This window comes from Nonlabens sp. Asnod3-A02 (assembly GCF_045063755.1).
GTDB lineage: Bacteria > Bacteroidota > Bacteroidia > Flavobacteriales > Flavobacteriaceae > Nonlabens > Nonlabens xylanidelens.
The window spans coordinates 894,619-918,229 of the sequence record NZ_JBEFOC010000008.1 but is presented as its reverse complement, the minus strand read 5'-3'; the positions used below and the strand labels follow the sequence as shown (position 1 = coordinate 918,229).

At 36.4% G+C, this 23,611-nt stretch carries 13 protein-coding genes; 1 reads left to right on the top strand and 12 read right to left on the bottom strand.

Annotation, left to right across the window (positions count from 1 at the left end; genetic code table 11):
• Positions 1 to 35: 35 nt before the first annotated feature.
• The 5 genes from sprA to ruvB form a co-directional block, all read right to left on the bottom strand.
• Positions 36 to 7,193 (bottom strand): cell surface protein SprA, encoded by a 7,158-nt coding sequence (gene sprA, locus ACJJVN_RS14125; RefSeq protein WP_405378897.1) that lies wholly within the window; start codon positions 7,191 to 7,193, stop codon positions 36 to 38.
• A 45-nt stretch (positions 7,194 to 7,238) separates the two neighbouring features.
• On the bottom strand, positions 7,239 to 7,820 hold the full coding sequence (gene ruvA, locus ACJJVN_RS14120) for a Holliday junction branch migration protein RuvA (protein WP_104514489.1): 582 nt from the start codon (positions 7,818 to 7,820) through the stop codon (positions 7,239 to 7,241).
• A gap of 58 nt (positions 7,821 to 7,878) precedes the next feature.
• Positions 7,879 to 10,167, bottom strand: coding sequence for an NADP-dependent malic enzyme (locus tag ACJJVN_RS14115; protein WP_405378894.1), 2,289 nt, complete (start codon positions 10,165 to 10,167; stop codon positions 7,879 to 7,881).
• 163 nt (positions 10,168 to 10,330) lie between these two features.
• On the bottom strand, positions 10,331 to 11,683 hold the full coding sequence (locus tag ACJJVN_RS14110; protein WP_405378891.1) for a cytochrome P450: 1,353 nt from the start codon (positions 11,681 to 11,683) through the stop codon (positions 10,331 to 10,333).
• A gap of 3 nt (positions 11,684 to 11,686) precedes the next feature.
• Complete coding sequence (ruvB, locus tag ACJJVN_RS14105) at positions 11,687 to 12,712, bottom strand: Holliday junction branch migration DNA helicase RuvB (protein ID WP_104514486.1); 1,026 nt, start codon at positions 12,710 to 12,712, stop codon at positions 11,687 to 11,689.
• A 175-nt stretch (positions 12,713 to 12,887) separates the two neighbouring features.
• Between ruvB and ACJJVN_RS14100 the strand changes: the two genes are divergently transcribed.
• Positions 12,888 to 13,394, top strand: coding sequence for a peroxiredoxin-like family protein (locus ACJJVN_RS14100; RefSeq protein ID WP_405378888.1), 507 nt, complete (start codon positions 12,888 to 12,890; stop codon positions 13,392 to 13,394).
• Between the two features lie 72 nt (positions 13,395 to 13,466).
• On the opposite strand, the gene ACJJVN_RS14095 is transcribed toward ACJJVN_RS14100, so the two are convergent.
• From ACJJVN_RS14095 to ACJJVN_RS14065, 7 genes are read right to left on the bottom strand one after another with little or no spacing between them, the layout of a single operon-like run.
• Positions 13,467 to 15,287 carry a cbb3-type cytochrome c oxidase subunit I gene (locus tag ACJJVN_RS14095; RefSeq protein ID WP_104514484.1) on the bottom strand — a complete coding sequence of 607 codons (1,821 nt, stop codon included), beginning with the start codon at positions 15,285 to 15,287 and terminating at the stop codon, positions 13,467 to 13,469.
• Between the two features lie 4 nt (positions 15,288 to 15,291).
• Positions 15,292 to 16,368 carry a cytochrome c oxidase subunit II gene (locus ACJJVN_RS14090; protein WP_104514483.1) on the bottom strand — a complete coding sequence of 359 codons (1,077 nt, stop codon included), beginning with the start codon at positions 16,366 to 16,368 and terminating at the stop codon, positions 15,292 to 15,294.
• A gap of 21 nt (positions 16,369 to 16,389) precedes the next feature.
• Complete coding sequence (locus ACJJVN_RS14085; protein ID WP_104514482.1) at positions 16,390 to 17,787, bottom strand: quinol:cytochrome C oxidoreductase; 1,398 nt, start codon at positions 17,785 to 17,787, stop codon at positions 16,390 to 16,392.
• A gap of 21 nt (positions 17,788 to 17,808) precedes the next feature.
• Positions 17,809 to 18,513 carry a c-type cytochrome gene (locus ACJJVN_RS14080; RefSeq protein WP_405378885.1) on the bottom strand — a complete coding sequence of 235 codons (705 nt, stop codon included), beginning with the start codon at positions 18,511 to 18,513 and terminating at the stop codon, positions 17,809 to 17,811.
• The gene (locus ACJJVN_RS14075) at positions 18,513 to 19,046 is read right to left on the bottom strand and encodes a DUF3341 domain-containing protein (protein WP_104514480.1); all 534 of its coding nucleotides are present in this window, start codon (positions 19,044 to 19,046) and stop codon (positions 18,513 to 18,515) included. Before ACJJVN_RS14075 ends, ACJJVN_RS14080 begins: the two co-directional genes overlap by 1 nt.
• Positions 19,047 to 19,058: 12 nt before the next feature.
• On the bottom strand, positions 19,059 to 20,495 hold the full coding sequence (gene nrfD / locus ACJJVN_RS14070; RefSeq protein WP_405369903.1) for an NrfD/PsrC family molybdoenzyme membrane anchor subunit: 1,437 nt from the start codon (positions 20,493 to 20,495) through the stop codon (positions 19,059 to 19,061).
• A gap of 27 nt (positions 20,496 to 20,522) precedes the next feature.
• On the bottom strand, positions 20,523 to 23,591 hold the full coding sequence (locus ACJJVN_RS14065; protein ID WP_405378882.1) for a TAT-variant-translocated molybdopterin oxidoreductase: 3,069 nt from the start codon (positions 23,589 to 23,591) through the stop codon (positions 20,523 to 20,525).
• Between the last annotated feature and the right edge of the window lie 20 nt (positions 23,592 to 23,611).

Sequence of the window (23,611 nt, the reverse complement as noted above, 5' to 3'; positions counted from 1 at the left end):
CAAACCTTAAAGTTGAATTATGCATGATACTTGAATTAATTACCAAATGTGTACCTTAAAGTAAATCCACTACGTATGGTAGTTTGTGGAAACGCCGTGGAAATAGCAAACTTTGAGAACGTATGATCGTAATAAAAGATAGCTGTAAACGCCTGGCTCAAGTTATAGTCTGCAGTAAATTTAAGACCATAAATAGTCTGTCCAGCGGTCGCCTGACTGTTATCTAGATCTAGATACCTCACTATAGTAACATTATCTCTAACCGATCCATCCATTCTTAAATTTAAATCACTCTTGATAATCTTACTTCTACCTCCAAAATTAGATTTAAATCTAAGGTCTTTAATACGATAACCTAATCCCAAAATAAGCTCATTACCATTAATTTCAGTAAGTAAATTATTATCAAAACTTAAAGATATTGCTCTATCTCTTCTTAATTCAGCCGCAACGGACAACGAGTTTTTCATTTCCATATCTATCTTTATCAAAGGACTAAACTGCTCTGCAAGGTTGATATTAAAGAAAAGTCGCTCTGATTTAAAATCACCATTTTGATTCAGAGCATTAGTTCCTACTTGATCTTCATAAGACAGCGCACCGTTACCAGGCACATAATCTAGATTAGTTTGAAATTGATTAATAGTATAACTAGAGCGGTATCCATGATTAATAGAGAACCTACGGAAGTTCTTTTTAAACCATTTTAAATTCATCAACCCAGTATACTTTACAGTCCAGTTAGGTAAAGGAATATTTCTAAAAGCATTAGAATCTTGCTTTTCTACATCTCTACCTTCATATGCAGCAAGAAATGCTGGTAATAACACTTGCTGACTGTTCCTAGAAAAACCTAATGGATACCCATCTGCATCTCGTGTAAAGGTGTTACCTCCATAAAAACTAGTTGCCAGCCTGTCTGCCACAGCAAGTCTATTACTTCTAAAAGTATCAAATGTTTCTGAATCTTCAATAGTGCTTTTTTGGAATGCAGTTCCTATCATTAAATTAGTAATGTTGTAATTACCAAAAGTATTTGAAGTAAGCGATTGATAGGTTAAATCATCTTCGTCTACACGATAGTTCTCTGTATAGGTTTCTTGATAAGCACGATTACCTAATATATCTATAGACAGGTCTTTTAACAGATCTACTTTAAAATTAAAGTCTAACTGTCGTGTCTCTACTTCACTATATTGTTGGTTAAAATCTTGGTATAAGGTTAACCATCCACGTCTTGCGGCAAGGTCACGCACCTCTGCCTGACTACCGAATACAAAACCTGAAGTAGGTTTTAATGTCCCAATAAAACCAATATCTGGTGTATAACCTGGTAAGAAAATACCATTAGTTTCTTGATAATTTATTTGAGCACGTTTTACCGATGTAACGACACCTATAAGTGTATTGTATGCTTTATTACCAAAATTCTTCTTTGGGGTCTTGTCCTTCTTATCATTTTGAGCAGCCTCGTTAGGTCTAGGTGTTCTAGATCTTGTTCTAGATCTAGCAGCATTTGCCGTCACACCAAATTTCTTTTTCTCAAGACCTACATATCTGTATAATTTATCTAGATCTAGCGTTCCATTAATGCGATGTGTATTTGCATTTTGAATAGAGTTTCCTAAATCGGGAATGCCATCTAGCTGTGCAAATTGTTGCTGGTTACGAGTCCAGTTAAAGTCAGATGTGTATGTGTAGTTCGCTTTCGCGAAAGCGAGAAAAGGAAATTTATCAAATGGCAATTTATAAGTAAGTTGCATTTGTTGAGAGTGTGAGTTAGGAATACCCTCGTCAAAGAAATCGGTCCATACGGTATAATTCTCATCAATAGTATCATCTTCATTTACATAATCACGTATCAATCGATCACTGTTTGCAGATAAATTTACTTGCAATGATTTAGTTAAATCCCAATTGATCGCATATTGATGATTCATTGTGAAATTGCGATTAGTAAGCGGTGCAATGGTTATATTTTGAGCATCTGGTAGCCCATCACCATTTAAATCTACAGGGTTAGTATCTAATTGTAAATCGCGAAACTTCTGTGTATTGTACTGTCGTAAAACATTTAATCCTGCTGAGAAATTATTAGGCAATGGATTAAAGTTTAAATCTTTTATAAACTTCAAGTAAGAGTTATTTAACCATGCCGCATTCTTAAACGGCTCTAACTCTAATTTAGGAAAAGCATAATTATAAGTACCTCCTACATTAACCGATTGATCTTGGAATTTCTCTACTTCAAAATTGCGTTGATCTGTCTGATTGTAAGACCCAGAAAAAGTGAAATTCTCGATATCATAAGGCATCGGTTTTGCATCTCCTGTTCTTTCTTTGCGCACACCTATTAAGTTAATACTTTGTCTACGAGTGTAATCTTCTGACTGTTCTTGAATGGCATCACGCTCTGCATCACTAGTTGCGTTATCTAATCTGGTTTCTAGTTCTATATCTTCAAATTGAGGATCGTATTGCGGTGTAATCGTTTCTTCTCCTATGCTGTAAGAAAAAGGTAGAGAAACACCCCATTTTTGAGGCAGTAACTTACCCAGGCTCACATTAGTTGTTACATCGTACTGAGTAACGTCTTCACGACTTCTTTCTTGAGGACCTTGCTCTATAGCTCCAAAACCTACTGTACTTCTTCTACCAGTTGCGCTCACACTTGCAAAGTCTGCAATGTTTGCATCCATATTCATCACTGCGGCATAACCACCTTGATTTTTAAGACCAGCGAGACGCATTTCATTCACCCATATCTCACCACAAATATTATTAGTAGTTGCGTTGCGCACACCTATCATCATAGCACGTATATCACCAAAGTTAGGATTACCTTTAATACCGTATTGATGTTGATTCTCTTCTCCAGCACTAGCCGGATCTAAATCTGCCTGATCAAAGAAGTTTAGATCACTAATATTAAGCGTGTTATCACCTAAAACTTGTGCTTTTATGGACTGAAGCAACGATAGATCTATATCAAAATTATTTGCAACCGGCCATATCTCTTCTCTAACATCTGTACCAAAAGCGGTAGGTTTTAACGGCAGTCGTATCTCGTAATAGTTTTGAGTGAAATCAACTCCTATTCTTACAAATGCCTCTAAATCATCATCATCTACAGAAATCTCATTTACTAAAGACTCTGCATGAACAAACATTTTAAGAGATTCATACTGACGCATATCAATTCTAATGTTCTTAAAAACTCCACGCGCATCGCCAGGTTCTAAATCACAAACACTTAATGCTAGTGATTGCTCATTCTGACGTATGTTTTGATTTTGTGTACGCAATTCTTCTCTTTCTACACCAGGTGGCAATCTATAAGGAATAGGTGTACGAGATTCATTATTCTCAATATTAACTCCTTCTACTTCAAATACAGTAGGATCATCTGATGCGATAGGATCTGTATCATCTAGTGACTCTGTATATCTTCTATAATCACCACGCACTAAATCTAAAGAACCAAATCTTAAAAAAGTGTCTACTTCAAAGTCTGACAGATACATTCTCATAAAACGTATAGCTCTAAAATCTGCAATCCCTCCTACTTCTTCTCTATTAGGGTCATTTAAAGGAACTCTAAATTGAACCCATCTCGTGTCAAGTGTATTACCATTAGGTAAAACAGTTTGTACTGTTTTAGTATCAAATATGTAGTCACTAGTGGTTACATCCATACCAGGAAAAATCTCAATATCATATTCATAATAACTATCGATAGTATTCATCGTGTTATCACGGTTAATATCTTCTACATCTGGCAAAGTTGTCGCACCACGATCATCTTGAGTTACGGTAGTAGGTGAGTTTCCTTCAGTACCGTTATAATTCTTATAGCGTGTAAATATATCGCCTGTGGTCGCTAAGAAATATTCATAATTATCTCCAGCAGGATCAAAAGGTCCAAAAGTTGGAAAATCTGTTAATTCCTCATTATCATCATAACCGTCTAAACCTATATCTTGATTATCACGCTCTGCCCCATCTGTGTCAAAAGCATAAACTAAAGACTGATTAACAGGGACCTTACCATAAGCGGTATTTGTAGTGAGCAATGTACCACCATCGTTAGGCAATCCATTTTCAAATTGCTTTCTATTATCCTTTAAAATATCTTCAGAAATACTACCTAAGTTAATAGAAATAGTACCACCATTATTAGTCGCATCATATTGAAACGGATCCATGATCCAGAACTGTACATACTCTACATTAGTCTGTTCAAAATCTGTACTAGAAAAAGAACGCATAATTCCACCCCAATTATCTGCAGGATTAGGCAACACATTGGTCCCTGCAGCTAGCGGATTATAATTGTACTGTCCTCTTTCATTAGGATAATATGATAAATCAAGAGTATTTATAACTTGTTGCTGACCTTGTTGCAAATCTACATTTGGGAATATTTCATCAACAAAAACACGTCTAGTTCTATAGTCAGACACATCATCATCTGTGATACCATCAGGTCTTTGATTTCCATAAAAGATAGGATCAATAGAATACCATGCTAATTTTGCACGACTAAAGTTATACTCTAATGGGGTTGCAGTACTACCATTACCTTCAAAAGCCATAGGTGTACTAGCTAGCGACCATGAAAATGGGGTTAAAATATCTATAGAAGTTTGAGAACCTTCAAAATCATCTACATAAGCAGATGCCTCACCTCCAAAATCGTCACCTGCTGGTGACCCTGGAAATAAATAAGCAAATTCACCTCTTAGAGAAAGATTAGAAGCAACATCGGTATCTATATTAGGCAGTTTATTAGCCAGCCTAGTTAAAAAAGGAACTTCCGTATTGTACAAAAAGTTAGCTCCTATAATAGTATTATTGATAGGCTCAAAACCATAAGTAGATTTTTGAGTTATAGGTCGTTCTTTTAAATTTAAAAAAGTACCACCTAAAATAAAATCTTCACTAAATTTATGCTCTACGTTAATTCCTGTAAAACGTTTGGTCTGTTGATTAAAAACAGAATTGTTTTCTGTAGAAACTTGAATAGGCGTATTAGAGTTAAGCAATGCTTGGTCTAGAATAATCACACGACCTAGTTGATAATCTACGGTATAATCGATACCTTCCTGAAGTGTCCTACCACCAGCAGTTACCGTAACACTACCTCTAGGCACATTAAAACCACCTATAGGAATCCCTTCCTGACCAGTTGCTTTGTATTCACCTTTTATTAAGTATTTGTTTTTATCGGCACTTTGTAATGCTTGCGCTTTTGTGGTGCGATACATATCGCGATATACGTACTGTTCTTGATTTGCATTATAGGTAGTCGGATCGTTATAATCTTCAGTACCTGAACCAGTATTCAACTTATCAAATAAATGACTACCAAAAGGTTCTACTGTTGTAAAAATAATCCGACCATTTTCTGGATCGATGGTTATACCTGGTAGGTAATCAAAAAAACCATCACCTGCCGGCTGTGGATCTCCTTGTTGATTCAATCTATCGAGATTGAACACTCGTATTAATGTGGTTTGATCAACATCTCCTGGTAATGGAACAGCAGGATTAGTTAAGGTTCCCTCGGCAGCCGTGATGTAATTTAACTCTGGCGGATATTGATAAAAAATATTTAATTTAAAATCTTCTTGAGTTAATTGAAAACCGCCTAAATTATAGACGTTTTTCATCATTAAATCCCAGATAGGCTGACTAACGTTAGTAAGGTTACTTTTAAGGAGTTTAACAACTAGACTTTGATTATTTACAGCTGGTTGATTAGGATTTGCATTTACCACAACATCTGTAGCTACAACACCGTCATTTGCAAATTCACCGACTTGATATACCTGACCACCTACAGTATATTGAAACGCAACTGCAAGAACTTCGTCATTATTTAAACGCTGTCTTAATGAAATATAACCTAGTTGGGTATTTAAAGTATATTCTTGAGCGGTAAGTTTACGTGCATTTTCCAAGGTCACATAATCAAAACCCTCATTAACCGTAGCACTACCAAAACCTGCTTGAACAGTTGCTATTTCCCTAATTTGAGAATTTAAAATCGTTTGCCCACCACCATTAATTCCTTCTGGATTAAAATCGTTATTTTCATTATCAGGAAAGCTATTTGCAGCTACATTAATAAAACCTCCTGGCTGTGTGCCTAGACCTATATTATCAGGATTTGCCTCTCCTATATCTTGTATTGCGACTAGATTACGTACATCTTGAGTACTATTACCTCTATTTGTAATCCATACTTCAGCACGTGTAATCTGGATGTTATTATTAATGAAAGGATAATTCTCCAAGGAAGTGTCATAATTATCTCTAAAATAATGAGATAAGAAGTAATGTCTATTCTCATCATAATCTAATGAGAAAAAGTCAAAATCATTAATTGTCGCACCACCAGCGGCCTGTACCGTAGTGGATTCTGACTGCTGTTCTGAAAACACAGCAGTTATTCTAGTTTTACCGAATTGCAACTCTGTCTTAATACCAAAAAGGCTTTGAGCCCCACGTATCAATTGAGAGTTAAGCGGCATAGACACGTTACCTACCTCTATACTTTGTAGTATATCATCTTCTGTAGGTGTATAATCTAACTTAATTTGATTCTGAAAGTTAAACGTACTTTGAGTATCATAATTTGCATTTACCTGTAATCTTGTACCGACTTTACCTACCAGACTTAAATTAATACGTTGATTAAAATCAAAGGTTAAATTCTGCCTATTTCTTGGAGAAAAACTAGGATTATCTGACCTATTGAAAAGCAATCCTAAATCCACTTCTACAGACCCTTGTGGATCTACATCGATTTCTGTACCTCCAAAAATGGACGCAAACAACTCAGAATTTACATAAAAATTAGGTAATAAATCTTTTTGCTTTTCTTTATCTTCTTCTGTTCTACCAGCAATGGCTGCAGCTTTTTCCTTAAAATAATTTGACATTTGTTCTTTAAGAACACGGTCTAGATACTGCTCTCTAGTAAGTATAAATGGAAAATCTATGTTATACCCATTAAAACTACTGGAATACACATAGCGATCTAGATTTGCATCATAAGTGTACAGAGTAACTATACTGGGCGGATTAGGTAAACTTAACCTACCTATTCTTGCACCTGTTCTGACAGAATCTTGTGGAGTAGTTGTTGGTTGTTGCGCTTTCGCGAAAGCGAAAACAAATAAAGACAAAAGAAAGACAAAAGCCCTTAGGTTATTATTACTGTATCTCAAATCCTATAATTGTTTAAGTGCTTGTTTTATAAGCTGTTCTGTACTAGCATCTGGCTGACTCGATAGGATTTTATCAACCACTTTTTGTGCTTGTTTACGCATATATCCCAAGGTTTCTAAAGCAGATAACGCTTCATCCCTTCCAGTATTGCTTGCCACGACTGTTAATTGTGGATTATCGAGGACTTGTAGGATTTTATCTTTTAAATCTAAAATTACTCTTTGAGCACCTTTTGCACCTATTCCCTTAACGCTTTGAATAGTTTTCACATCTCCAGATGCAATAGCCTGTGCAATTTGGTTAGGGTCTAAACTAGACAACATTGTTCTAGCCGTATTTGCCCCAATACCAGAAACAGAGAGCAATAATTTAAAAACCTCTCTCTCTGTTTTTTCTATAAAACCGAACAAACGGTGCGCATCTTCTCTAATTAATTGATAAGTAAACAATTTAATTAGTTCTCCTTCTGGAATTAAAGAATAAGTATGAAGGGATATCTCTACTAGATAACCTACTCCACCACAGTCTATAACCACATCGGTCATATTCTTTTCCACCAGTTTTCCTTGAAGTTGCGCAATCATTAATTAACAGTTTTTAAGAACTCAAATGTAATAAATTATAACCTACTAAATTGGGTGGTTACTCTTTCCTATTAGCGTGTTTTTCTTTTTGCTGTGCATCAATAACTGCAACAGCAGTCATATTTACAATTTCATCTACACTTGCTCCTAACTGAAGTATATGAACTGGTTTTTCCATACCCATCATTATAGGACCTATAGAATCGATGTTATTAAGTTCTTTAAGCATCTTATAAGTACTGTTTGCACTTTCTAGGTTAGGAAAAATAAGCGTATTTACTTTTTTACCAGCTAGTTTAGAAAATGGGAACTTACTTTGCAACAAATCTGCATTGAGTGCAAAATCTGTTTGCAATTCTCCATCTACCACTAAATCTGGATAGTATTGATGTAAATATTTAACAGCCTCTGTAACTTTAGTCGCATGTGGATGTGAAGAAGATCCAAAGTTAGCATAAGAAGTCATCGCTATTACAGGCGATATACCAAACATATTTGCTGTACGCCCAGTCATTTGAGCAATTTTTGCAAGTTCTAATGCATCTGGACTAATATTTATAGAAGTATCTGACACAAATAATGGACCTCTGGCGGTAATCATTAAGTTAGTCGTTGCTATCTTATCTACACCAGGTGCTTTTCCTATAATTTCCATCATAGGTCTTACCGATATAGGATAAGACTGCGCAACACCAGTTATCAACGCATCTGCATCACCCAATTTCACCATCATTGCAGCAAAGTAATTGCGCTGCCTTACAGTTTTACCAGCATCAAATTCCGTGGTTCCTTTTCTTAGTCTCAGTTTCCAAAACTCTTGAGCATATCGATCTCTACGTGCTTTTTCTTCGTCAGACTTTGGGTCTATAATTAAACAAGGCTGATCAAAACCTATGTCTTCCATAAGCTCCTCAATCATATCGCGACGTCCTAAAAGAATAGGAGTAGCGATACCTTCTTCAAGTACGATTTGTGCAGCTTTAAGAACATCTATATTATCTGCCTCGGCAAATACGACTCTTTTAGGATTAATTCTCGCACGATTAAGTAATAAACGTACCAGCTTATTATCAGACCCCATGCGGCTAAGCAATTGTTCTTCATACTTATCCCAGTCTGTAATAGGTTCTTTTGCTACTCCACTTTCCATAGCTGCTCTAGCAACTGCAGGCGGTATAGTAGCTATCAATCTAGGATCAAATGGTTTAGGAATTATATAATCTCTACCAAAGGCAATTTTCAACTCACCATAAGCGATATTCACTTGTTCTGGAACAGGCTCTTTAGCTAGTTGAGCTATGGCTTTAGTAGCTGCCATTTTCATCTCTTCATTAATTTTAGTAGCTCTAACATCTAGCGCACCTCTAAAAATGAACGGAAAACCTAAAACATTATTTACTTGGTTAGGATGGTCACTCCTACCGGTAGCCATAATGATATCTTCTCGAGATGCCATAGCGAGATCATAATCTATCTCTGGAGTAGGATTTGCCATTGCAAACACAATAGGCGATTCACTCATAGACCTTAACATATCTCCATCTACGATATTACCTACAGAAAGACCTAGAAAAACATCAGCATCTTTAAGAGCCTCTCTTAAATCTACCTTAGGCTTATCAGTAGCAAACTGCATTTGCTCTTTTCCTAGATTTGTCCTATCCTTTGTAATAAGGCCATCTACATCAAACATCATGATGTTTTCTTTTCTAGCCCCTAGCGTTACATATAAACTAGTACATGAAATAGCTGCACTACCAGCACCAGAAATAACAATTTTTACTTCTTCTATTTTCTTGTCAGCTAGTTCTAATGCATTTAAAAGTGCCGCACTAGAAATTATAGCTGTACCATGCTGGTCATCGTGCATTACAGGAATATCCAGCTCTTCCTTTAATCTTCTTTCTATTTCAAAGGCTTCTGGAGCTTTTATATCTTCCAGATTAATCCCACCAAAGGTAGGTGCGATATTTTTAACCGTTTGAATAAACTCTTCTACATTCTTAGTATCTACCTCTATATCAAAGCAATCAAGATCTGCAAATATTTTAAAAAGCAATCCTTTTCCTTCCATTACTGGCTTAGAAGCCTCTGGACCTATATCTCCTAGACCTAAAACAGCTGTACCGTTAGAAATTACAGCAACTAGATTTCCCTTTGTCGTGTATTTATAAACGTTTGCTTTATCCTTTGCTATCTCTAGACAAGGCTCTGCCACTCCAGGACTATAAGCTAGTGCTAGATCTCTCTGACTGCTATATTTTTTAGTAGGAACTACTTTTATTTTTCCCGGTGTAGGCTTTGCATGATATACTAACGCCTCTCTTCTCTTACTTTCTTCACTCATAAATCCGATAGAATTTTTCGTAAATCAAAGATAGCGCTTATGTTTCATTATGCATTTGAGAAGTAGTAAATATTGAGTCACCCCTATTAGACTTTAACTGTATTGTATAAAGGATGGGTTATTTTCTCGCTTTCGCGAAAGCGGAATCTTACAAAACATCTTTTTAATTTCCTGACCTTTTACTAAATGTAAGAAGAGCGTTTTTAGGTTTTAATGTAATTAAAGGATGGTACTCAATGGTATCATTAACCGGTTTTATATCAAAACGCTCTAGCATTCTAGCAATAACAAGCATCATTTCAAACATTGCAAAATTGTTTCCCACGCACATGCGAGGTCCCGCACCAAATGGAAAATAAAAATCCCTATACTTTTTTGCTTTTTCGGGAGCAAAACGGTCTGGATCAAATTGATCTGGTGAATTCCATAAATCCTTGCGACGGTGCATTTCATAAAAAGAAACCAGCCAGATACTGCCCTTTTCTATGGCTATATCTTCACACTCATCTGGCTCTAAAGCAACACGGTCTGTCACATATGCCGGTGGGTAGAGACGTAATGTCTCTTCTACACATTGCTTTACATACGGCATTTTCATAAGTCCAGACATGAGGTTTTCCGTATCAAGATTACCCAATTCTAATCTCGCTTTTATAATAGTCTCTGGATGATGAGCAAGCAATTGCGCTGCAAAGCTCAACGCATTTGCCGTAGTTTCATGACCGGCTACAAATAATACGAGAATCTCGTCTACTAGCTGATCGTCCTGCATGTAAGTGCCGTCTTCATAAGTACTATGGAGCAGCATGTCAAGTAAATCTCCAGGTTCTTTATCACTAAGGCGTCTATTCTTAATTATAGTTAGTAATAAATCCCGTGCCTCTTCAATTCCTGACAAGGCATGAGGAATACTGTTTTGCCCAGATAACCATTCTCGGTCAAAATACCATTTCATCCACGGTATACGCAATTCTTTAATGAGCATTTTTTGCGCATGTTCTGTGATCTCTTGTAGGCGATTAATCTTCTTATCTAAGTCCTCGATATCTGCCAGATCAAAGAGGCTACGAGCAACCACTTTAAATGCAAGATCGTTAAATATGGAAAACACATCAGTTACCTTATCTAACTCAATACCGTCTAACTCTTCCATGATCACTTGATCCATAGTCTGCATAAGCATCGCTATAGATTTTTTATAAAACGCAGGTTGTATTAGCTTTCTGTTGGCCTTCCATTTTTCACCATTTTCAGTAAGTAAACCATGACCTATATATTTTCCTAAATCATCTGTTTGTAAAGATGACTTATGAAAGTTTTTTTGATTTTTTTGAAGTATGTGTTGCGTAATTTTTTCATCACAAGTGAAATGAATCATAAGACCTGGCTTAGGACTTAACTTAAAAGTATAACCGTATTTAGAAAAGTTAGCTCTATGAAATGGTAATGGATCCTTGTAAATCTCTATAGATTTAGATAGAAAAGTAAGCGCCGGTATTTGTTCAATCTCTCTCATATATTATTCAAATAAACCGCCTAAATTATTGGCTTTAACACGTCCCAAATGCTTGTAAGCATTTTCTGTAACTTCCCGACCTCTAGGTGTTCTAATAATAAAGCCTTGTTGTATAAGAAACGGCTCGTAAACCTCTTCTATAGTTTCAGCACTCTCCGAGACCGCAGTGGACAATGTAGTAATACCTACTGGACCACCTTTAAATTTATCAATAATAGTGGTAAGAATCTTATTATCCATTTCATCCAGACCATGAGCATCTACATTAAGTGCTTCTAGAGCATACTTTGCGATCTTCATATCTATTTTACCATCACCTTTAATTTGCGCAAAATCACGCACCCTACGTAACAAGGCATTTGCGATACGAGGAGTACCGCGACTGCGCCCTGCGATCTCAATAGCTGCATCGTGGTCGATAGGCATATTTAAAATTTCGGCACTACGTATTACGATAGTAGATAAAAGCTCTGTAGTATAATATTGTAATCTAGATGCAATACCAAATCTTGCTCGCATAGGAGCAGTAAGAAGACCGGACCTAGTCGTAGCACCTATTAAAGTAAATGGAGCAAGGTTAATTTGTACTGTACGCGCATTAGGACCTGTCTCGATCATGATATCGATCTTATAATCCTCCATCGCACTGTAGAGATATTCTTCTACAATAGGACTTAACCTATGAATCTCGTCAATAAACAGCACATCACGCTCATCAAGATTAGTAAGTAAGCCAGCGAGATCACCAGGTTTATCTAACACCGGACCAGAGGTAACCTTAATACCTACACCTAACTCATTTGCTAGAATATGAGCAAGAGTAGTCTTACCTAATCCCGGAGGTCCATGAAAAAGAGTGTGATCTAACGCTTCTTCACGCCCATTTGCAGCAGCAACAAATATTTTCAAATTCTCCAATACTTGATCTTGCCCTGCAAAATCATCAAAGGATAAAGGACGTAGTGCTCTATCTACATCATGTTCTTCATTAGAAAAATGGCCGCCGTTAGGATCTAGATTTTCGTTCATATCTCAAAGATACTACTCATTGCGCAGCCTTTATTAAAGTAACACTGTTAATTATAGTAATAAAAAGGATGAAGGGATACCGCTTTCGCGAAAGCGGTATAACATAAGCTTAACTTGATTTAATAATAACTTAGCAATACCGAACACCACTAATGTGTATATTGAAATAAAAAAAATGAAACCTACTCAACAAACACCAAACCTAGAAATTAATTTAATAAACGACACTACATGGTCATTAGACAAACAACATCCTGAAAAATATACATTAGTTATTTTTTATAGAGGATTACACTGTCCGGTATGTAAAAAACAATTAGAAAACGTTACCAAACATCTGGATGAGTTAGAGGAAAGAGGAATAAACGTTATAGCTGTAAGCATGGACAGCGAGAAAAGAGCTAAAAAGGCAGGGTCCAGCTGGAATGTAGAGAAACTACCTATCGGTTATGGATTAAAGAGAGAAGCAGCTGAACAATGGGGACTATACTTTTCTAAAGGAATAAGCGATAAGGAGCCAGATCTATTTTCAGAACCAGGAATGTTTTTAATAAAAGCAGATGGAACTTTATACTTCTCATCAGTACAAACCATGCCGTTCACAAGACCAAGAATAGACGCAGTTATTAAAGCTGTAGACTTTGTAGAAGAGAAAAATTACCCTGCTAGAGGTGAAGATTAAATCAAAATAAAATAACTGCAAATAAAAATAGCCGCTCTAAGAGCGGCTATTTTTATTTATAATCTTTAGGAATTAGTGATTCATTTCTTCCTCACCATCTTGCATAGGAATGTGTTGCGGTGCATAATCTTGACCTGCGATTACATACTCACCTTCTTCATTAACTTTACTATAGTCATAAGGCCATCTATAAACAGTAGGAATAGGACCAGCCCAGTTACCGTGAATATGAGTATCTCCAGTAGTCCACTCTAATGTATTAGATTTCCATGGATTAGCAGGAGCTTTCTTACCAAAGAAGATAGATTTAACAAAATTATATACAAAGAATAATTGAGCAAAGGCTGTAGCGACTGCGAAATACGTAATCAACTTATTAGTATCAGCTAAATCATCAAAATACGGGAAGTTAGTATTTGTATAATAACGCCTAGGTAAACCAGCCATACCTACAAAGTGCATTGGGAAAAATACTCCGTACGCACCAATTGCAGTTAACCAGAAGTGTACATAACCTAAGTTTTTATTCATCATGCGGTTAAACATTTTAGGGAACCAGTGGTAAACCCCAGCAAATAAACCATATAATGCAGATATACCCATTACTAAGTGAAAGTGAGCAACTACGAAATATGTATCGTGTACATTAATATCTAGAGTACTATCACCTAATATAATACCTGTAAGACCACCAGTAATAAAAGTAGATACCAAACCTATAGAAAACAACATACCAGGATTCATCTGTAAATTACCTTTCCACAATGTGGTTATGTAATTAAAAGATTTAACCGCTGAAGGAATAGCGATAAGTAAAGTTGTGAATGTAAATACAGAACCTAAGAAAGGATTCATACCAGATACAAACATGTGGTGACCCCATACGATAGTAGAAAGGAATGCAATAGCAAGAATAGATGCTATCATCGCTCTATAACCAAAGATAGGTTTACGTGAATTAGTTGCAATAATTTCAGAAGTAATACCTAATGCTGGAAGCAATACAATATAAACCTCTGGGTGACCTAAGAACCAGAAAAGGTGCTCAAACAATACAGGAGAACCACCTTGATGCGCAAGAACTTCACCTTTAATATAAATATCTGATAAGAAGAAAGAAGTACCAAAACTTCTATCCATTATAAGCAGTAACGCAGCGGCAAATAAAACTGGAAATGAAACAACACCAATAATAGCAGTAACGAAAAATGCCCAGATAGTCAAAGGAAGACGCGTCATAGACATTCCCTTTGTTCTTAAATTTATAACAGTTACAATATAGTTAAGAGAACCCAAAAGAGAAGATGCAATGAAAATGGCCATAGAAACTAACCATAAAGTCATACCTAAACCAGATCCACCCATAGCCTCAGGTAGCGCACTTAATGGAGGATAAATAGTCCAACCAGCAGCAGCAGGCCCTAATTCTACAAAAAGAGAACCTATCATAATCGCAGCCGAAAGGAAAAACAACCAATAAGAAACCATATTCATAAATCCAGATGCCATATCTCGGGCACCGATTTGCAATGGAATCAAGAAGTTAGAGAACGTACCACTTAGACCAGCAGTAAGTACAAAAAATACCATTATAGTACCGTGTATAGTAACTAAAGCAAGATACATATTAGGATCCATCACTCCATCAGGAGCCCACTTACCTAATAATGCTTCAAATACCATATTTGGCTCACCTGGATTAGCCAGTTGTAATCTCATTAACACAGACATAGCGATACCTATCGCACCCATGATTAGACCAGTAATAAGATATTGCTTAGCAATCATCTTATGATCTGTAGAGAAAATATATTTAGTTACAAAAGTTTGCTTATGATGGTGGTGTTCTTCATCATGTCCCTGATCTGCAGTAACAGCTATTGATTGTGCCATATTTCTAGTTTTCAGCGTTAGCTAAAGTTTTTTCAAAAGTTTGTTGTGTTTCTAACCACTCATTGTAGTCTTCTTCACTTTCTACAACGATCTTCATTTGCATGTTGTAATGAGAAGCTCCACAAATTTTATTACAAAGAAGGTAGTATTCAAATTCATATGGATCTAAAGCCACATCACCTTCAGCTACTAACTCTTTACTTTTTTGTCGTCTAATTTCATTAATCTTACGAACTTTTTCAGTCATAAATTCAGTCGACTTATAGTCTTCAGAAGTAACTGAAGGAGTGAATTTAAACTGAGTTACCATTCCTGGCACCACATTCATTTGAGCTCTAAAATGAGGCATATAAGCTGAATGTAAAACATCCTGACTTCTGAATTTGAAAATAACAGGTCTGTTAACAGGTAAATGTAATTCAGAACCTACTTTGTCATCCATACCGTCCTTATCCGTAGGATCAATACCGATAACATTTTGACCTTCGATGAAACGTACATTTGCATCTCCTAGAGTATTATCTGCACCACTGTATCTTACTTTCCAACCGAATTGATAAGCATATACTTCCACTATTAATGGATCATCATCAGTGTTTGCATCCATGATATCATTCCAAGAGAATAATCCCCAAAGAATTAAACCAGCTAATACAACAACTGGAATCGCTGTCCAAATAAACTCAAGTCTATCGTTATCTGCATAGAACAAAGCCTTTTGACCTTTTCTACCGTGATATTTATATGAGAAAAAGTGAAGTAGACCTTGCGTTAAAACTTGTACAACCATAATAACTACAGTTGTTAAAAGTAATAAGTTATCATAATCTGCTCCATGTGCAGATGCTGCATCAGGAAGGAAATAATCTTGATACCCTACGAAACATGCAATCATCATGATGTACATGGCTATTACAAAAACAAGCATCATTTGACCTTGACGTTTATTATCAGAGTCGTTTGCTACTTCCGCTGCTTCAACATCGTGTTCAGGAGATTTACCTAAATTAACGATTTTAGATATTTGCCATACAGAGATCGCAAAAAGGGCTGCTATAAATATGATTAGAAATGCTGTCATTACAGTTGTTTTCTATGGGTTTTAATAATGGAAATGTTTACTCTCTCCTACATAAGGATCACCTTTAACTAATAAAGGAGCTTTTGATATCGTATGGAATACATAAAAGATAAATAGACCAGCAAAAAATAAGAATGAACCTATTTCCGGGAAACCTATGAACCAAGATTCACCTACCGTAGAAGGCATAACCATAACATAAATATCTAAATAGTGACCTACAATTATAAACAAACCAGCAGTTACTACGAACCAGTTGATACGTTTAAAGTCAGAATTCATAAGAATCAATAATGGGAACAAGAAGTTGATAGCAACCATACCGAAGAATACAATATTATAATCTTCTATACGAGTAACAAAGTAAGTTACTTCTTCAGGAATATTAGAATACCAAATCAACATGAATTGTGAGAACCATAAATACGTCCAAAAGATACTAATACCAAACATGAATTTAGCTAAATCATGAATATGAGAATCATTTACAAATTCTAAGTAACCTTTAGATTTTAAGAAAATAGTAACCAGAGCAATCGCAGTAATAGCAGATACAAACATACTTGCAAATACATACCAACCGAATAAAGTTGAGAACCAGTGAGGATCAAAACTCATAATCCAGTCCCAAGACATGATAGATTCAGTTACGATGAAAAACACCAAGAACATAGCACTGTGCTTAAAGCCTTTTTTATACCAAGCAATGTCACCATCCTCAGCTTCATCCTGCTTTAAACCAAATTTTCTAATGTTCCATCGATAAATATTCCAACCTACAAGAAAAGCACCAGCTCTGAATAACCAGAAAGGAACATTCAAGAAGCCTGTTTTTCCTGCAACAATTGCATCATAATTCTCATGACCTACAACATCTACACCTTCATTCATCCATATAAAAATATGGTTAGCACCTAATCCAGTAGCTAAAAGAAGAAGAAACATTATAATACCACCTGGCAAAATATAACTACTAACACCTTCCATTACCCTGAATAGTACTGGTGACCAACCTGCTTGTGCTGCCTTTTGAACTGCATGAAAAGCAAGAGCACCTAATCCTATCATAAAGAAGAAGAAAGCTGCTACATAAACAGCTGACCACGGTCTATTTTTTAGTTGATGATAAACATGCTCTGCATGCTCATCTTCATGACTAACACCATGAGCAGATTCTCCATGATGCTCTCCCGAAACGGAAGTCTCATGACTTGCATCACCATGAGATACAGTTGCAACATCATGATGTTCGTTACTTTCTATAGCATGCCCACCTCCGTGCGCTGCTTCATTTGCAAGCATTTCTTTAACTGCATCTTGAGAAGCTGGTACTTGCCAAAATCCTACCGCAGTTAGCAGTGCTCCTAAAATAATAAGAGAGAATGCTACAATCTTTAATTTGCTTGTTACCTTATACATATATACAATATCTACTAGGGCTTAATGCCCTTCAGTTGTTGGTTCATTTTCTGTAACGTGATCATCAACACTATGAGTCTCCTCATCGTGGTGTACATCCATCATCGCCGTTTCATCTTCATTAGAAACCTCGGTAACAAACTCTTGACGAGCCTGACCTTTCAAATCTCTAGTTAAAGCATCTACATGATGAGCTATTTGCCATCTCTCTTCTATAGAAGTTTGAGCAGCATAAGAACCCATGTAATTTATACCGTAATACATAACATGATAAATAGAACCTTGTGAAATATCACGAGCATCATAACTAGGTACACCTAATATCTTTTCAGATTTAACTAGAGTACCTTGACCATCACCTTTTTTACCGTGACATATAGCACAGTAAATTCCAAAAAGAGCCTCACCATTAGTTAAATTAGCTTCAGTATATGGAAGAGGATTTTTTAAGTTCGCTTTCGCGGAAGCGTAACCATCATTAGTATCATCATAATCATATGGCATCCACCCTCTAGAAACCGTACCTTCAACAGGTAATTGAGCTTCTACATTTCCAGGAAATATCTCTCCTTCTTGATAAGCCTCATAACCTGCGGACTCATACATATTAGGGAAATACTGAACACTTCTATTTGAATCAGTTGCTGTCGACTTATCATCTCCTCCACAGGAAACAACAAGAATTGAAGCAAATGCAAACAAGAACGTTTTTACAGATCTATTCATTAGTGCGCTTCTTTGTCAATTAATTTTATCTCTACTGCACCAGTGTCATAAAGAAACTTTGTCGCTTCTTCAACATCAGCACCATGTGTATCAATTTCCATAAGGAAATGATCATCAGTCGTTCTTACATCAGGATTTTCAGCTTTTTTAAATGGCCACAATCTACTTCTCATATAAAAAGTAATAACCATTAAGTGGGCTGCAAAAAATACTGTTAACTCAAACATGATAGGTACAAAAGCTGGCAAGTTTTCTAAATACGAAAAACTAGGCTTACCACCTATATTCTGTGGCCAGTCTTCTATCATTATATAATTCATCATAGCAGTTGCTACACACAAACCTACTATTCCATATAAGAAAGCATTAATCGCAAGGCGAGTATCTGCAATTCCCATAGCTTTTTCTAGACCATGCACCGGGAACGGTGTGAATATTTCATCAATATGGTAATGCTTATCTCTAACTTGTTTTACCGCTTGCAGTAAAACATCGTCGTCAGTATATAAAGCGTGTATAATTTTTGTTGACATAGTATCTTAGTTCTACTCGCCTGGGTGAGCGATAGGATCTCCCGAAGAAGCTCCTGCGTTAGACGTCATTTTATTTTCTCTTAAAGTCTTGTACTTACTTCCACTAGCTTTAAGTATAGATTTCACTTCTGCTTGCGCTATTACTGGGAATGTTCTAGAGTACAATAAGAAAAGTACAAAGAAGAATCCAATGGTACCTATAAAGATACCTATATCCACAAACGTAGGAGAGAACATTGTCCATGAAGATGGTAGGTAATCTCTATGTAAAGAAGTTACAATAATAACAAAACGCTCAAACCACATCCCTATGTTTACCACAATCGAAATAGCAAAAGAGAACATAATACTAGTTCTTAATTTCTTGAACCACATAAACTGAGGAGAGAATACATTACAAGTCATCATAGCCCAATAAGCCCACCAGTAAGGACCAGTAGCCCTATTCAAGAATGCATATTGTTCATACTCAACACCTGAGTACCAAGCAACGAATAATTCAGTAATATAAGCGACACCAACTATAGAACCAGTAATCATAATTACTATGTTCATTAATTCAATATGTTGAAGAGTAATATAATTCTCTAAATGACATACTTTTCTCATAATAATAAGAAGAGTATTTACCATTGCAAAACCAGAGAAAATCGCTCCAGCAACAAAGTAAGGAGGGAAAATTGTTGTATGCCATCCAGGTATTACTGATGTTGCAAAGTCAAAAGATACAATAGTGTGAACTGAAAGTACTAATGGAGTTGCTAGACCTGCAAGAACTAAAGATACCTCTTCAAAACGTTGCCAGTCTTTTGCACGACCAGACCAACCAAAAGAAAGTATTCCGTATATCTTCTTATTAAAAGGTGTTATAGCTCTATCACGGATCATTGCAAAATCAGGAAGCAAACCAGTCCACCAAAATACTAACGATACAGATAAGTAAGTTGAAATTGCAAATACATCCCAAAGTAATGGCGAGTTAAAGTTAACCCATAAAGAACCAAATTGATTAGGAATAGGTAATACCCAATAAGCTAACCATGGACGTCCCATGTGAATAATAGGGAATAAACCTGCTTGAATTACAGAGAAGATAGTCATCGCCTCTGCAGAGCGGTTAATAGCCATTCTCCATTTCTGGCGAAATAATAAAAGTACTGCAGAAATTAATGTTCCTGCGTGACCGATTCCTACCCACCATACAAAGTTAGTAATATCCCAAGCCCATCCTATGGTCTTGTTCAATCCCCATACTCCAATACCAGTAGAGATCGTATAAGTAATACATCCTAATCCATAAAGAAATGCAATAAGAGCGATTGTAAACACAATCCACCATTGCTTATTTGCAACACCTTCTACTGGTGCTGCGATATCCCTTGTTACATCAGAATATGTTTTATCTCCTGTAACGAGAGGTCTTCTTATGGACGCTTCATAATGAGCCATAATATCTTGATTAGTTTTGCTAGTTAATTATACGTTTCTCACTTTAACCTGATACATCACATTAGGTTCAGTTCCCACTTCTTCTAATAGGTGATACATACGGTCTTGTTGTTTCACTTTAAAAATCTCAGATTCCTTATCGTTGATATCACCGAAAGTAATCGCACCGCTTGAACAAGCATTAGAACATGCCGTAGCAAATTCACCATCTTTAATCATGCGACCGTCTTTCTTAGCTTCAAGAATAGTCATTTGAGTCATTTGCATACATAGAGAACATTTCTCCATTACACCACGACTTCTTACAGTAACATCTGGATTAATAACCATACGACCTAAATCGTTGTTCATATGATAATCAAACTCATCGTTACCATTATACAAGAACCAGTTAAATCTACGAACCTTGTAAGGACAGTTGTTTGCACAATAACGAGTACCTACACAACGGTTATAAGCCATGTGATTTTGACCCTGACGACCATGAGAAGATGCAGCCACTGGACATACAGTTTCACAAGGTGCGTGATTACAGTGCTGACACATCACTGGCTGGAAAGCCACTTGTGGATTATCAGCTGGGACTTCCAACTCTCCAAAACCACCTAACGAACCATTATCACCGAATAATCCATCGAAGCCATCTTTCTTAGCTTCATCTGCCTCAAAACTATCTTCAGAAGAGTAATATCTATCTATACGCAACCAGTGCATATCACGAGATTTTCTAACCTCAGTCTTACCAACAACAGGAACATTGTTCTCTGCATGACAAGCAATAACACAAGCACCACAACCAGTACATGCATTTAAATCGATAGACATATTGAAATGATGACCTACAGATCTATCAAAACTTTCCCAAAGATCTACATCTGGAGAAGTAACCGGAGTTTCAACATGGTTCAAAGAAACCTCAGGCATAGGATTGAAATTATCCTTATTACCAGTTCTATATGTTTCTAGATCGGTCTCGCGTATAATATCGCGACCCATCATAGTGTTTTGTAATTGAGTACAAGCAAACTCATGTGTACCACCTGCATCCTTCACAGAAACAGTTTGTACTGCAACACCGTTCTTATAGAAAGGATATGCATTTACACCAGTCTGCATTTCTTCTTGAATAGCAGCTGTCTGCCCATAACCTAAAGCTATACCTATAGTTCCAGCAGCCTGTCCTGGTTGAATAAGAGCAGGTAATTTTCTTTGCACACCATCTAACGTTACCGTTACATATGTTCCATCAAGAGCACCGTTAGCTACATTTTCATTAACAACACCTACCTTCTCCGCATCTGCTTGAGAAATAGTTACGTAATTATCCCAAGTCGTTCTAGTAATAGGATCTGGCAATTCTTGTAACCATGGGTTATTTGCCATAACACCATCACCAAGACCAGTTTTAGTATATAAAGTAAGCTCATAGCCAGAAGGCTTCTTGGCGCTAGCCATAACACTTAAAGCAGCAGAGTTACTTATCACTGCGCGCTCAACTTCCTCTTCAGAATCGTTAACTACAACAGATGTTTTATAAAAACCATCCTGTAATGATTGATTCCAACTAGAACCTGACGCTTTAGAAGTTTCTTTTAGGAAATCTTTAAAAGATTGAGAACTACCAGACCATTTTAATAAAGTGTCTTGTAATTGTCTTGTCTTAAAAATTGGATTTATAGTAGGCTGCGTTAAATACACATGCCCTTTCTTTATTTCAGTATCACCCCAAGACTCAAGGAAATGAGGAGTAGTAGCAACATAATTACACTTTTCAGCTGTTGCATTCATTGAAGAAGCAAAAGACACTCTAAGCGACACTTTTTCTAACGCTTTCGCGAAAGCATCACTATCATTATAACTATATACAGGATCAACACCTGCTATAAAAATAGCACCTACCTTTCCTGCATTCATATCTTTAACCAAAGTATCAACAGACTTACGATTACCCTGACGAGTCATGATAGGAGAAACTGTATCAACTATAGTTGATCTTAGCGCTTCATTTATTGCAATAGTTAATTGATGTGCTGCTTGATCAGGGACACCACAAAGAACAACAGCCTTACTACCTGCGCGCTTAAGGCTTATAGCCGTTTGCTCAACAGATTTAGCAACTTTATCAGATAGAGAGACATTTGCCCCTCCACCTACTATTTTACTATATAATGCAGCAATGATATTTTTTTGCTCAGTAGGCGTTACAGGATAACGTCTATCAGCATTAGAACCAGATAAAGATAAGTTTGCCTCATATTGGATATGCTGAGACATTTTACCATTCTTAGGAACACGAGACTTTGCATAACCCTTATCAAATCCTCCACCTTGCCAGTCACCTACAAAATCAGCTCCTATAGAAACAATAGTCTCTGCATCGGTAAAATCATAATCAGCTAATGCTCTAGAGCCATATCTAGCTTCAAAAGCAGCAAGAGCAGCATCTTCACCTACAGCGTCATAAGTAACGACACGCACATTAGAATACTTAGCTTTTAACTGTGAAAAGATTTTATTCATTGATGGACTAGCAAAAGTTTGCGCTAACACAACTAGTTCTTTTCCATTTAAAGAAGAAAGTTGATTTGCAACTTGCTTATCAAAATCTTCCCAATTAGATTCAACTCCTTTAATCATAGGAGTTTTCAATCTGTTATTATCATATAACGATAACACAGAAGCATGAACACGAGCATTTGCATGACCACGATACATTGCATCTTTATTACTCTCTATCTTAATAGGTCGACCTTCACGAGTTTTAACCAATATACTAGCAAAATCATAACCATTTGCGATAGTTGTCGCATAATAGTTAGCCATTCCAGGAATGATTTGCTCTGGTTGATTAACGTAAGGTACCGAGTATATTACTGGTCCTTCACATGCCGCAAGCGATGCTGCCGCAGTACTGAAACCAACATACTTTAGAAAATCACGTCGTGACGTGCTAGAAGACTCCATCGCCTCATCATTTCCTAAAAACTCATCAGAAGGAATAGGACTCGCAAACTCATTCTGCTCAAGATTTTTTACAATCTCATTGCTGTCATCAAGTTGCGCAGTGCTTTTCCAGTATTTCTTAGTAGTAGCCATAAATATCTAAAACTATGTTA